At 64.2% G+C, this 13,515-nt stretch carries 11 protein-coding genes; 3 read left to right on the forward strand and 8 right to left on the reverse strand.

What is annotated here, in order from left to right; all coding sequences use genetic code 11:
• Positions 1 to 10 precede the first annotated feature (10 nt).
• The 7 genes from AC07Y0_RS04885 to carB form a co-directional block, all read right to left on the reverse strand.
• Positions 11 to 1,549, reverse strand: coding sequence for an MFS transporter (locus AC07Y0_RS04885; protein ID WP_498675066.1), 1,539 nt, complete (start codon positions 1,547 to 1,549; stop codon positions 11 to 13).
• Between the two features lie 91 nt (positions 1,550 to 1,640).
• Entirely contained in the window at positions 1,641 to 2,105 is a 465-nt protein-coding gene (locus tag AC07Y0_RS04890) for an SRPBCC family protein (protein ID WP_498675068.1), read from the reverse strand.
• Between the two features lie 2 nt (positions 2,106 to 2,107).
• On the reverse strand, positions 2,108 to 2,554 hold the full coding sequence (locus tag AC07Y0_RS04895) for an SRPBCC family protein (protein ID WP_498675070.1): 447 nt from the start codon (positions 2,552 to 2,554) through the stop codon (positions 2,108 to 2,110).
• Positions 2,547 to 2,900 carry an ArsR/SmtB family transcription factor gene (locus AC07Y0_RS04900; protein WP_498675072.1) on the reverse strand — a complete coding sequence of 118 codons (354 nt, stop codon included), beginning with the start codon at positions 2,898 to 2,900 and terminating at the stop codon, positions 2,547 to 2,549. Before AC07Y0_RS04900 ends, AC07Y0_RS04895 begins: the two co-directional genes overlap by 8 nt.
• 114 nt (positions 2,901 to 3,014) lie before the next feature.
• The gene (locus AC07Y0_RS04905; RefSeq protein WP_498675074.1) at positions 3,015 to 3,335 is read right to left on the reverse strand and encodes a HigA family addiction module antitoxin; all 321 of its coding nucleotides are present in this window, start codon (positions 3,333 to 3,335) and stop codon (positions 3,015 to 3,017) included.
• Positions 3,307 to 3,591: a type II toxin-antitoxin system RelE/ParE family toxin gene (locus tag AC07Y0_RS04910; RefSeq protein WP_498680175.1), complete on the reverse strand. Its 285-nt coding sequence runs from the start codon at positions 3,589 to 3,591 to the stop codon at positions 3,307 to 3,309. The genes AC07Y0_RS04905 and AC07Y0_RS04910 overlap by 29 nt, the downstream gene beginning before the upstream one ends.
• Positions 3,592 to 3,670: 79 nt before the next feature.
• Positions 3,671 to 7,153, reverse strand: coding sequence for a carbamoyl-phosphate synthase large subunit (gene carB, locus AC07Y0_RS04915; protein WP_498675075.1), 3,483 nt, complete (start codon positions 7,151 to 7,153; stop codon positions 3,671 to 3,673).
• A 276-nt stretch (positions 7,154 to 7,429) separates the two neighbouring features.
• Here carB and AC07Y0_RS04920 point away from each other — a divergent pair, with 276 nt between their 5' ends.
• Positions 7,430 to 8,374, forward strand: a complete 945-nt coding sequence (locus AC07Y0_RS04920; protein ID WP_498675077.1) for a phosphatase PAP2 family protein — start codon at positions 7,430 to 7,432, stop codon at positions 8,372 to 8,374.
• Positions 8,375 to 8,621: 247 nt separating this feature from the next.
• Here the strand turns inward: AC07Y0_RS04920 and AC07Y0_RS04925 are convergent, their stop codons facing one another.
• The gene (locus AC07Y0_RS04925) at positions 8,622 to 10,970 is read right to left on the reverse strand and encodes a methyl-accepting chemotaxis protein (protein ID WP_498675078.1); all 2,349 of its coding nucleotides are present in this window, start codon (positions 10,968 to 10,970) and stop codon (positions 8,622 to 8,624) included.
• A 220-nt stretch (positions 10,971 to 11,190) separates the two neighbouring features.
• On the opposite strand from AC07Y0_RS04925, the gene AC07Y0_RS04930 reads away from it, so the two are divergent.
• A complete protein-coding gene (locus tag AC07Y0_RS04930; RefSeq protein WP_498675080.1) occupies positions 11,191 to 12,675 on the forward strand; it encodes an amidase in 1,485 nt (494 codons plus the stop codon).
• A gap of 79 nt (positions 12,676 to 12,754) precedes the next feature.
• Positions 12,755 to 13,477: a DUF1868 domain-containing protein gene (locus AC07Y0_RS04935; protein WP_498675082.1), complete on the forward strand. Its 723-nt coding sequence runs from the start codon at positions 12,755 to 12,757 to the stop codon at positions 13,475 to 13,477.
• The last annotated feature ends 38 nt before the right edge of the window (positions 13,478 to 13,515 follow it).

A 13,515-nucleotide genomic window follows, 5' to 3' on the forward strand; every position in this document is an offset into this window, starting at 1 on the left:
GGCCGCTGTCTCAGTGGGCAGCCGTTGCGGCTGCCGGCGGGTTCGTGCCATAGACCCTGCGCGCGAGCAGGGCGAGCGCCACCAGCGTGATCGCGGCAACGGCGCAGGAGACGGCAAAGCCGAGCGAGAAGCTGTCGCGCGCCACGCCGAGCCAGGGCGTCTCTTCGCCCTTCATGCTGCCCGCGACCTCGACGGCGGCGGCAAGCGTCGAACGGCTGGCCTCAGCCAGAGGCGGCGGCAAGGCGCCGAGGTCGGTGGTGGCCATGGCCAGCCGGTAGATGACACTGGCGAGGCTGCCGAGCAGGGCAACACCCATGGCGCCGCCGAATTCCGCACTGGTCTCGGAGATCGCCGAGGCAGCACCAGCGCGCTCGGGCGGGGCGGAGCCGACGATGAGGCCGGTCGTGGTCAAGACGACCGGTACGAAGCCGAGGCCGATCAGCATACTGGCGAACAGCACCCCGTAGAGGCTCTGGCCATACGCCGCCATCGCCATGACGGCCGCACCGATCGCATTGACGGCAAGCCCGAGCAGCACGGTACGGACCGGGCCCAGCCGGTTGATGATCCGGTAGGCCTGGAGCGACATGACGGTAAAGACAAGGCTGGGCGCAATCGACCAGAGCGCGGCCTGCAGCGGCGAAAGCCCGAGCACCAGCTGCAGGAACTGGTTCTGGAACAGGAAGATGCCGAAGACGAAGAAGACGCCGAACAGGTTGACCATAAGCGAAGCGGTAAAGGAGGGGATGGCGAACAGCGACAGGTCGATCAGCGGGTCTTCCAGGCGCATCTGGCGGCGGAGAAACAGGACGCCCAGACCGAGGCCAATCGCGATCGGCAACAGCTGGACCGGCTCGAAGCCGTCAGTGGCGATGTGCTTGAGACCGTAGATGACGGGCAGGACGGTCGCCAGCGACAGAAGCACGCTCGCAACATCGATCCGGCCGGACTCTTCGCTGCGGAATTCCGGCAGCAGGAAGGGGGAGGCGACGACCTGCGCCAGCATGACCGGGACATTGATCAGGAACACCGATCCCCAGTGGAAGAATTCCAGCAGGACGCCACCGAGCAGCGGTCCGATCAGGCCGCCAAGGGCAAAGGCCGTGCCCCAGATGCCGATGGCCCGGTTTCGCTCGGACTCGTCGGAGAACAGGTTGACGACCAGCGAGAGGGTGGAGGGGGCGATGGTGGCCCCGGCGATGCCGAGCAGGGCGCGGGCAAAGATGAGCATCGACGCGGTCGTGGCGAAGGCGGCGAAGAGCGAGGCCAGACCGAAGGCGGCAGCGCCGATCATCAGGATCCTGCGGCGGCCGACCCGGTCGCCAAGAGTGCCCATCGTCACCAGGAAGCCGGCGACCATGAACCCGTAGATGTCGTTGATCCAGAGCAGTTCGGCGGCCGACGGCGCCAGATCGGCGGTGATCGCGGGCATGGCGAGAAACAGGACGGAGAGGTCCATGGAATAGACCAGGCAGGCGATGGAAAGGACGAACAGTCCGATCCATTCGCGGCCGGTCGCCCGCGCTGCAATGGGCAAAGATTCGGTCATGACCTCGTGTCCGCGAAAAATCCGGCGGAGAATTTCGCGAATTCCCCGCCTTGGCAAGTGTCAATTTTGTTCGGCCGCAACTCCCGGTGGTTCAGCCGGTCTGCGTCCTGAGATAAGCGTCGAGCTTGGCGAGCGTCTGGTTGCCGCCATCGACTGCACCGAACTTCAGCGTCGCGTTGCGCGCCTCGGGCGTGGGAAAGACGAGGGTCAGCGTCACGCGGGTCTTGTTTCCTTCCGCCTCGAAGCGGATCTCGCCCTCGAAATGGGCGGGCTCGTCGATCTCGCCGCCGTGATCATAGAAGAGGCGTGTCGGCGGGTTGATCTCACGGTAGCGGATCCAGTTCGGCCAGGCCTTGCCGTCCGGGCCATGCATCGTGTAGCGCCACAGGCCGCCGACCGAGAAATCCATTTCATGGGTCTCGTTGGTGAAGCCGTCCGGCCCCCACCAGGCGTCGAGATGCCGGGCCTCGGAGAACATCCTGAAGACGAGTTCGGGAGGAGCGCCGACGAGGCGCGAGACGGAGAGGATTCTGTTCGGATCTGCGTGGACTGTCATGGTCAAGCCTTCCCGGTCTGGTTTTGAAGGTGGTCTTCCAGGCGGTCGAAATTCTGCTCGTTGGCCGCCGCCAGGAATTTCTCGAGCTGCAGGTTTTCCTCGGTGGCATCGAATAGCATGCGCCAGGTGAGCCGCGTGCCATCCGCCTCCTCGTCGAAAGTCATGGTCATCGTGAAGACGTGCATGGGCAGGTGGTGGACATAGCTGATCCGCTCCGGCACGACGATCTCCTCGAACGTGGCGTGGTTGTCGAAATCGGTGCCGTTGGAGGCGGTCATGACGATCCGCCACTTGCCGCCCGGCCTGAAATCGAATTCGGGGACGGTATTGGTGAAGCCGTGGGGACCCCACCAGTGCTTCAGTTGGTCGGGCTCGGCGAAGGCATCGAACACCGCCTGGCGGCTCGCCGCAAAGAGACGCGTGTTCAGGATTTCAAGCTTGTCACTCATGATCGTCGCCTTTCTTGTCAGCGTCGTGCTTGATGGTTTCGAGATAGGTTTCCAGCCGGTCGAAGCGGTGCTCCCAAAGATCGCGGTATTCCTCGAGCCAGCTGTCCAGCTTCTGCAGCGGCTCCGGCTCCAGCCGGCAGGGGCGCCACTGGGCGGTGCGGCTTCGCGAGATCAGCTTGGCCCGCTCCAACACCTTCAGGTGCTTGGAGACCGCCGGAAGGCTCATGGCGAAGGGCTCGGCCAGTTCGTTGACCGTCGCCTCGCCGCGCGCCAGTCGCGCCAGGATCGCCCGGCGGGTGGGGTCGGCGAGCGCGGAGAGCGTATCGGAGAGGGGGTCGAGAGACATATTTAGCTCATTGGTTAATTAACCTAATGGCTAAATACATGACATGACAAACACGGTCAATCCCAGTTCCGCGCTAAGGCGTTCGCAACACGGCAATGGGCGGAGAAGTTGATATCAGGCCGCGCGGGGCGTGATGGCGGCCAATTCGTCGGCGATGACGCGCCGCCGCTGCAACAGGTCGAAATCCGCCTGGAGCCCAAGGAAATACCCCTCGCTGACGCCGAAGTACCGCGCCAGGCGAAGATCGGTATCCGCCGAAACCGATCTCTTTCCAAGGACGATTTCGTTGATGCGGCGAGGCGGCAAACCGATCGCGCGGGCGAGGCCGTTCTGGCTGAGCTGAATTGGCTTCATGAACTCCTCGGCCAAGATTTCACCCGGCGAGGGATTTGGGAGGTGTTCCGCTTCAGTCATGATAGTCGACGATTTCGACATCCTCTGCTCCTCCATCCTTCCAAACGAAACAAAGCCGCCATTGGTCGTTCACGCGGATGCTGTGCTGCCCCTGGCGATTGCCTTTCAATGCTTCGAGCAGGTTTCCTGGCGGCACGCGCGAATCTGTGATCGAGCGCGACTGATTGAGCATGCGCAATTTCCGCAACGCGACTGCTTGTATGTCGGGCGGAAGCTTCCGGCTTCGCAGACCGGACCAAACCAGGCTCGTTGCTTCGTCTGCAAAGCTTCGGATCATTTCCCGAATATAACAAAGAACGACCATAACGCGACGCGTTATGGTCGTTCTTTTTTGCGGCACGCTGTCGTTCGAGCTGTCAGAAATAGCTCTGCAGCGGGCGAACTTCGAGCTGGCCCTTCTTCAGGGCCTGGATGGCTTCCGCGGCGGCGAGCGCGCCGGCCATGGTGGTGTAGTAGGGCACCTTCTGCATCAAGGCGGCGCGGCGCAGCGACTTGGAGTCCGAGATCGCCTTGTTGCTGTCGGTGGTGTTGACCACCAGCTGGACCTGCCGGTTGCGGATGGCGTCCTCGATATGCGGGCGGCCCTCCAGAACCTTGTTGATCTTGATCGCCTCGATGCCCTGTTCGGCGAGGAAGCGCTGGGTGCCGCCGGTCGCCATGACCTTGAAGCCGATCTCCGTCAGAAGCTTGATGGCCGGCAGGACGCGGACCTTGTCCTCGTCGCGGACCGAGACGAAGACCGTGCCGTCACGCGGCAGTTCGACGCCGGCGCCGAGCTGGCTCTTGGCGAAGGCCAGGGCGAAATCGGTGTCGAGGCCGATGACTTCTCCGGTCGAGCGCATTTCCGGACCGAGCAGCGTATCGACGCCGGGGAAGCGGGCAAACGGGAAGACGGCTTCCTTGACGGCGATGTGCTTGAGGTTGCGCGGGTCGGGCTTGGCGCCATAGGCGGCGATCGCCGCGTCGAGCTTCTCGCCGGTCATGATGCGGGCGGCGATCTTGGCGATCGGCGCACCGATGGTCTTGGCGACGAAGGGCACCGTGCGCGAGGCACGCGGGTTGACTTCCAGAACGTAGATCACGCCGTCCTTGATGGCGTACTGCACGTTCATCAGGCCGCCGACGTTGAGCGCCTTGGCCATGGCCTTGGTCTGGCGCTCCAGTTCGTCGAGGGTTTCCTTGCTGAGCGAGCGCGACGGCAGCGAGCAGGCGCTGTCGCCCGAATGGATGCCTGCTTCCTCGATATGCTCCATGATGCCGGAGACGAAGACGTCCGTGCCGTCGCACAGTGCATCGACGTCGACTTCGATGGCATTGGTCAGATAGCTGTCGAACAGAAGCGGGTTCTTGCCGAGCAGGGTGTTGATCTGGCCGGTCTTGTCGTTCGGGTAGCGCTGCTTGATGTCTTCCGGAACAAGACCCGGAACCGTGTCGAGCAGGTAGGACTGCAGCATGCTCTCGTTGTGGATGATCTGCATGGCGCGGCCGCCGAGTACGTAGGACGGGCGCACGACCAGCGGGAAGCCGATTTCGGAGGCGACGAGGCGGGCCTGCTCGACCGAGTAGGCGATGCCGTTGTTCGGCTGGTTGAGGTCGAGCTTCATCAGGAGCTTCTGGAAGCGGTCGCGGTCTTCGGCAAGGTCGATCATGTCCGGCGCGGTACCGAGGATCGGGATGCCGTTCTTTTCCAGCGCCTCGGCGAGCTTCAGCGGGGTCTGGCCGCCGAACTGGACGATGACGCCCACCAGTTCACCCTTCTCCTGCTCGGCGCGCAGGATCTCGATCACGTCTTCCGCCGTCAGCGGTTCGAAATAGAGACGGTCCGAGGTGTCGTAGTCGGTCGATACGGTTTCCGGGTTGCAGTTGACCATGATGGCTTCGAAGCCGGCGTCCTTCAGCGCGAAGGCGGCATGGCAGCAGCAGTAGTCGAACTCGATGCCCTGGCCGATGCGGTTCGGACCGCCGCCGAGGATGACCACCTTCTTGCGGTCGGAAACCTCCGCTTCGGAGCGGGTCTGCCCGACAAAGGGCGTCTCGTAGGTCGAGTACATGTAGGCGGTCGGCGAGGCGAATTCGGCGGCGCAGGTGTCGATGCGCTTGAAGACCGGACGGACGTTGAGCGCGTTACGGATCTCGGCCACCTCCTTCGGACGCTTGCCGGTGAGGCTGGCGAGGCGGGCATCGGAGAAGCCCATGGCTTTCAGCATGCGCAGGTTCTCGGCGTCTTCCGGCAGGCCGTGCTCGCGGATGCGGGCCTCCATGTCGACGATGCCCTTGAGCTGGGCGATGAACCACGGATCGATCTTGCAGCCTTCGTGCACCTCTTCCGCCGACATGCCAAGCCGCAGCGCCTGGGCGACCATGCGCAGGCGGTCGGGTGTCGGCGTGCCGATGGCGGCGCGGATGGCGTTCTTGTCGTCGCTCTGGCCAAGGCCGGGAATCTCGATCTCGTCGAGACCGGTCAGACCCGTTTCGAGACCGCGCAGCGCCTTCTGCAAGGATTCGGCGAAGGTGCGGCCGATGGCCATGACTTCACCGACCGACTTCATCGCGGTGGTGAGCGTCGGCTCGGCGCCGGGGAATTTCTCGAAGGCGAAACGCGGGATCTTAGTGACGACATAGTCGATCGACGGTTCAAACGAGGCCGGGGTCGCGCCGCCGGTGATGTCGTTTTCCAATTCGTCGAGCGTATAGCCGACGGCGAGCTTGGCGGCGACCCGGGCGATCGGGAAGCCGGTGGCCTTCGACGCGAGCGCCGAGGAGCGCGACACGCGCGGGTTCATTTCGATGACGACGAGGCGGCCGTCCTTCGGGTTGACGGCGAACTGTACGTTCGAGCCGCCGGTCTCGACGCCGATCTCGCGCAGGACCGCGATCGAGGCGTTGCGCATCATCTGATATTCCTTGTCGGTCAAGGTCAGGGCCGGCGCCACCGTGATACTATCGCCCGTATGCACGCCCATCGGGTCGATGTTCTCGATCGAGCAGATGATGATGCAGTTGTCCGCCTTGTCGCGGACGACTTCCATTTCATATTCCTTCCAGCCGAGGACCGATTCTTCGATCAGCACTTCGGTGGTCGGCGAGGCATCGAGGCCCGAACCGATGATCTCGAAGAATTCCGAGCGGTTGTAGGCGATGCCGCCGCCGGTGCCGCCCATGGTGAAGGACGGGCGGATGATCGCCGGCAGGCCGACGACGTCGAGCGCCTGGGCGGCAACCGCCATGGCATGGTTCATGTAGCGCTGCTTGCGGTCGGTCTCGCCGAGGTTCCACTGGTTTTCCAGCGCGTCGAGCGCGGTGTCGAGTTCGGCGCCGGAGAGGCGGGCCTTGATTTCGGCGCGTGCGACCTCGTGCGTCTTGCGGTCCAGATCCTTGATTTCGGTGGCGTTGGCCAGCATCGACTTCGGCGTTTCGAGGCCGATCTTGGCCATGGCCTCGCGGAACAGCGCGCGGTCCTCGGCCTTGTCGATCGCGGCCGGCTTGGCGCCGATCATCTCGACATTGTAGCGGTCGAGCACGCCCATGCGCTTGAGCGACAGCGCGGTGTTGAGGGCCGTCTGGCCGCCCATGGTGGGCAGCAGCGCGTCCGGGCGTTCCTTGGCGATGATCTTGGCGACGACTTCCGGCGTGATCGGCTCGACGTAGGTTGCGTCGGCCAGGCCCGGGTCGGTCATGATGGTCGCCGGGTTGGAGTTGACCAGGATGACCCTGTAGCCTTCCTCCTTCAGCGCCTTGACGGCCTGGGTGCCGGAATAGTCGAATTCGCAAGCCTGACCGATGACGATCGGCCCCGCGCCAATGATGAGGATGGACTTGATATCTTGGCGCTTCGGCATCGGCGTCTTCCAATTTTCAGTTGCGCGAAAGGCCGGCCAGGGTGAATTCACCGGCCGGGGCGCAAACGAGGTCTTTTAAGGCTAGAAGCGGCTTATAGGGAAATGTTGACCGAAGCGGAACCCCGAAATTGCACATTAGGCCAGGAAAATTCCGAGATCCTCCGAGGGCCAGCTTCATGGGCGAGCGTGCCACCGATCCGGCTGCCGGACCAACCGAATCTTAATGCAAAACGGGCATGAGTCCTATGGCGTGTCTCGGGCTTGGGGGCGAAGGTGGTGTCTGACGGATTGACCAATTTTAGGGTGGCCCTTCTTGGCCTGGTCCTGATCGGTACCGGCAGCGTCCTGACGTTTCTGGCTGCATCCAAGATCGTGCTCGACGACCGCTCGTTCACGCCTGCGGTCGCCACGCTGGCTTTGCTGGTCGTCGGCGTGCTGGTCACGAGAATCAGGGGACTGAAGGCCGCGTCGCTCCTCATCGAGGTGCTGGCCGGCGGGATCGCGCTTTCTCTGCTGGTGCTGATTTCATCCTATCTGGCTGTCTCGGCCAACTATCCCCTGGCGGACCCGTTTCTCGCGCGGCTGGATCAATGGCTTGGCTTCGACGGCCTTGCTTTCGTCCGGTGGGTGGACGGTATGCCCGTGCTCAGTTGGCTGCTCATGCACGCCTATTCGTCCTTTGCACCTCAGTTGCTGGTGCTTCCCATGCTGCTGATTCTTCTGGGGCACCCGGGTTCCGCATTCGCTCTGGTCCTCGGCTACGGCATGGCAGGCTTCGGTGCGAGCGTGATCTCGGTATGGTTCCCGGCCCTTGGCGCCCATGTGACCTACGGGATCGCTTCGCAGGCGCTCTCGTCGGTGAACGTCCATTTCGGCTATGCTTTCCTCAACGAATTCCATGCGGTGCGGGATCAGGCGACGTTCGTGTTGTCGGTCGCGAAGGCCCAGGGCATCCTGACCTTTCCCTCGCTGCACACGGCGGTGGCCATATTATGCGCGGCGTTCGCCGCCAGCCATGTCTGGCTGCGCTATCCGATCCTGGTGCTGAATGTCCTGATGGTGGTTTCCACCCTGACCCATGGCGGGCACTATGTGATCGACGTCATCGCGGGCATGGTCCTGGCCTTGCTCGCGCTTCTCGCCGTCGGCGCAATCCGGCGCAGCGCCTTGGTCACCAGGGTTTCGGTTGCCATTCCAGTCCCGACTTTCAAGGCGCGCTGACGCGTGCTCCGATCGCGCCGCAGATCCGATGGGACGCTGTCGCCGCCACAGACGCGTCTCACCACCCGTGAACAGGAATTTCCGTTGTGATCGAGCGCGAGCGTCGCGCTTCTGCGCCCTCAAGGACGTGAAGCACTGCACAGAGCTGCGGGCTTTCACCCTCGGATGGCAATTGCAGACTTCCAGAACGAAAAATGGCGGGCTCGTGGCCCGCCATTTGCTGTTTTCGGTGCTCTGGCCCTCAGGCTCAGAACTCTTCCCAATCGCTCGTGGTCGGCGCGGGCTTGGCGCCGATCGCCGCGGCCAGGCGGTTGCCGAGGGCGCGGGCCGGGGAGGCGACCGGTGCAGACCGGGCGGGGCTTGCCGCGACCGGCCGGACCGGGGCGGTTGCCACTGGTGCGGTCCGCATCGCAGCCGCGGTGCCGCGGCCATTGCCGAGGTTGAACTGATCGAGACGGGCGGAAAGCGCCGAGACTTCCGACACAAGCGTGTGCGAGGCGGCGTTGGTTTCCTCGACCATGGCCGCGTTCTTCTGCGTGCCCTGGTCCATGATGTTGACGGCCGAGTTGATCTCGCTCAGCCCCGTCGACTGGTCGCGGGCGGCGAGCACGATCGCCTGGACGTTGGTGTTGATCTGCTGGACCTCGGAGACGATCGCCTGCAGCGCTTCGCCGGTCTGGCCGACCAGCGAGACGCCGTGCTTGACCTGTTCGCCGGAGGCGGTGATCAGCGCCTTGATCTCCTTGGCGGCATTGGCGGACCGCTGGGCGAGTTCGCGCACCTCCTGGGCGACGACGGCGAAGCCCTTGCCGGCTTCGCCAGCACGAGCGGCTTCGACACCGGCGTTCAGCGCCAGCAGGTTGGTCTGGAAGGCGATCTCGTCGATCACGCCGATGATGTTGGAGATCGACTGCGACGACTGCTCGATCGCGCTCATGGCGTCGACGGCGGTGCGAACCACTTCGCCCGAGCGCTCGGCACCTTCCTTGGTGCGGCTGACCTGGAGCCCGGCATCCTCGGCGCGCTGGGTCGATTCATGGACCGAGCGGGTGATTTCGGCCAGCGCCGCGGCTGTCTGCTCGACCGAGGCTGCCTGCTGTTCGGTGCGGCGGGCGAGGTCGTCGGCGGCGGAGCGGATCTCGTTCGAACCGTTCTGGATGGTCGAGGCATTCTCCCGGAAGGAGAGCATGGCGGCCTGCAGCTTCTCGATCGATTCGTTGAAGTTGCCGCGGATGGAATCCAGCGTGCCGCTGAACGGTTTTTCGAGGCGAACCGTCATGTCGCCGTCCGACAGGCGGGCCAGGCCGTTGCCGAGTTCGGTGACGACGAAGCGGATTTCCTCCTCGCGTGCCATGTGGCCCTTGGACCGTTCGGTCCGTTCGATTTCTTCCTGGACGCGGTGCGCCTCGGCTTCATTCTCGAGCTGCACCTTGCGGCGGTTGTTTTCCAGCAGGATCTGCAGCGAGCGGGAGAGATCGCCCAGTTCGTCGGGCTTTTCGCGGTCGGTCAGCTCGACGTCGAGGCGACCTTCGGCGATCTGCGTGGTCTGGTGGATCACCCGGTTGATGCGACCGATGAAGCCACGGGCCAGCAACCAGCCGGCCACGACCAGAAGGACGGTCGCCAGGCCGATGATCGCCGCGGAGTTCCACACGATTCTGGTGAGACTGGCATAGACCGTCGCGCTCGGGACCGAAACGACGACGTTCCAGACGGCGCCTTCGAACGGCACGATCGGCAGAGCCATGGCGAGATCTTCGGTGCCGTCGGGCCGGACGATGGTCTGAGCCTCACCGGGCTTTGCCAGGGCGCGCTCCCAGGCTGCGGTGTCGACGCCGCTTTCCTTGAGCGCCTTGCCCATCACCGCCTTGTCCGGGTGGCTGACGAAAGCATTGGCGGAGGAAAGCAGCGCGATATAGCCGTCGCCCAGCGGGCGTTTGGCGGCCAGGTCGGCTGCCGTCTTGTCGAGGTCGATGTCGGCGCCGACATAGCCGACGACCGCACCATTGGCACGGGTCGGCAGCGACAGGGTCGTCATCAGGACGTCCTTGCCATTCACCGGATAGACGTAGGGCTCCATGAGGACCGGTTTGCCGGTCTTCACCGGCAGCTGGTAGTAGTCGCCGGCGCCCGGCTTGTCGTAGTCGACCAGAACCTCGACCTTGATGTCGCTGCCGGCGCGGAAGACGTAAGGCACGAAGCGGCCGCTCGCATCATGGAAAGGCTTGCCGACATAGTCCGCATCCTTGCCGTCGAAGGCATTGGGCTCCCAGCCGGTCGAAAGCCCGATTGCGCCCGGATAGCCTTCGAGTGTCTTCTGCATCAGCGCGACGGTATTCTCGCGCGTTGCCGAGCCGGTTTCGCGCAGCGACGTGATCGCCGCCTCCAGGCCGCTGACCATCCTGTGCCCGTCACGCAGACCCGCATCGATCTCGGCAGCGGCCTGTTGGGCGGCTGCGCGCATTTCGTTAAGGCTGGCAGTGCGGATATTGTCGTAGGAGATGGACACGAGCGTGCCGGCAACGCCGATGGTCGTGACCACGCCGAGCGCGACCGCCGTGAATATGTTGCGGCTTGTGGCCGATTTGAAAAGCATGGGGTGCCCCTCCCGAGCAAGTTACTGAGCCCTCGGTCCACAGGGCGAACCGGCAGGCGACCGCGCAGTGTTTCAGCGCGGCCGGGCAAGATTAGACTTTTCGTGGTTAAGCAGGTGTTTAAGCACTCCCAATCTGCGTGCCGTTTCGGCGCTTTACTCGAATTATTGCGTTGTCGGCGGGGTTTGACCTGCTAGTTTGGGTAAAAAACGGGGGCATGGGATGTATTCTTCCTATTTTGAGCATGACGGATTGGGACTTGCCGACCTGGTCCGGCGCGGAGAGGTCAGTGCGCCGGAGCTGGTCGAGACCGCGATCGCCGCGATCGAGAGGCTCAATCCACCCCTCAATGCGGTGATCCGGCCGATGTTCGACGAGGCGCGGAAAACGGCTGCCGGACCGCTCGGCGACGGCCCGTTTGCCGGCGTACCCTTCCTGCTCAAGGACCTGCTCTCGCAAGTGGCAGGCATCCCGACCTCGCAGGGCAACCGTCTCTGGGCCAAGATCCCGACCTCCGGCGATAACGAACTGGTCAAGCGCTGGAAACGGGCGGGGCTGATCATCCTCGGCAAGACCAATACGCCGGAATTCGGCCTGACGCCCTATACCGAGCCGGAGGCCTTTGGCCCGACCCGCAACCCCTGGGACCTGACGCGCACGCCGGGCGGCTCTTCCGGCGGTTCGGCGGCGGCCGTCGCTTCGGGCATGGTGCCGCTCGCCTCCGGGGGCGACGGCGGCGGCTCGATCCGCATCCCGGCCTCGGCCTGCGGCCTGTTCGGCATGAAGCCGACGCGCGGCAGAACGCCCGTCGGTCCCTTCATCGGCGAGGCCTGGTCCGGCTTTGCCGGCGAGCATGTACTGACCCGCTCGGTGCGCGATTCCGCCGCCATGCTGGACGCCACCCATGGGCCGGATGTTGGCAATCCGCATCCCCTCCCGGAGTTTCGCGGATCATGGCTCGAGGCCGTCGGGCGTCCTCCGAAACGGCTGCGGATCGCGGTGTCCTGCGAACCGATGCTCGGCAAGGCCGTCGCAGCGGAGGTTCGCGCGGCCTTTGCCGAGACGGTCCGCCTGCTTGAAGGATTGGGACATGAGGTGGTGGAGGCGGCTCCCCCGGTCGAGCGCGAGCGGTTCTCGCTCGCCTTCCTCACCGTCCTTGCCGCCGAACTGCGCGCCGACATCGAGTTCATCGCCGCATTGAGCGGTGTTCGGGTGTGGCCCGAGGATTTCGATGCGTCCTCCTTCGGCCTCGGCCTGCTCGGCCAGGCGTTTTCCGCCGCCGAACTGGCTGCGGCGCTGCGCTATCTGAAGCTTTCGGCGCGGTCTGTCCTCGGCTTCTTCGAGGACCACGACGTGCTGATGACGCCGGTTCTCTCCAGCCTGCCGGTCAAGATTGGGGCGCTCCAGCCGAAACCGATCGAGAAGAAGCTGATCCGCTTCATGGGGCATATCCACGGCGGGTCGCTGCTGAAGAAGCTCGGCATCGCCGACCAGCTGGCCGCCCAGACCTTCGAGTTCATCCCCTGGACGCCGGTGTTCAACGTCACCGGCCAGCCGGCCATGTCTGTGCCGCTCTGCTGGTCGCTGGAGGGATTGCCGATCGGCATGCATTTCGTCGGGCGCTTCGCCGACGAGGAGACCCTGTTCAGCCTCGCAGGAGAACTGGAACAGGCAAGGCCATGGAAGGATCGGCGCCCACCGGCCTGAGCGTGGAGGCCTGTCACAAGACGGTATCATTGGCGGCCTAAAGCGGCGCCCATCTCCCCTCGATCGAAGGATGGACGTCATGGACGCGGCAATGATCTCGCCGAAGCTTTTCCCCTTTTCCAAGGTGCGCAATCCCGGCGTCCCGGCGCATTTCGGCAGTCGCTACGATGCGACCGGTCGCTTCCTGCCGGAGCCCGGCAACACGGTGGTTTGCCATCTGATCGAGGGATCGGAGACGCAGAGGGCCCTGGTGGATGCGCGGGGGCGCTTTCTTGCCATGCCGGAGGCGGCATGCCTTGCCTTCACGCCCATTTCCAGTCTGCACATGACCCTGTTCCAGGGCGTGATCGAGACCCGCCGCAAGCCGGGATACTGGCCGCCCGAACTGCCGCTCGACACGCCGATCGACGATACGACAGCGGTGCTCGAACAGCGTCTCGTCGGCTTTCAAGGCGGTCCGCCCTTCCGGATGCGCGTGGCCGAGGTGCTGCCCACCGGCCTCGCCGTGGTGGGCGCATCGGAAACGGATCGGCTGGCCTTGAAGACCTGGCGCGACCGTCTGGCGGATCTGTTCGGCTGTCGCCATCCCGATCATGACGACTATGAGTTCCACATCACCTTTGCCTACGTCATCGAGCGCTTCGACGAGGAAGCCCTGATCCGCTGGCAGCGGATGCTGGCCGAGGTCGTCGATGACATTCGTCGAAGGGCCGAACTGCTGGAGCTGTGTCCTCCCGCCTTCTGCAGCTTCAAGGACATGAATCACTTCGAGGAACTGCTGGTCATCGAGCCGCAGGGCTGAGACCATGGAACCGAAGGAAAGTTCCGGGGCTATGAAAC

This window comes from Allorhizobium sp. GW101-3B10 (genome assembly GCF_059424725.1).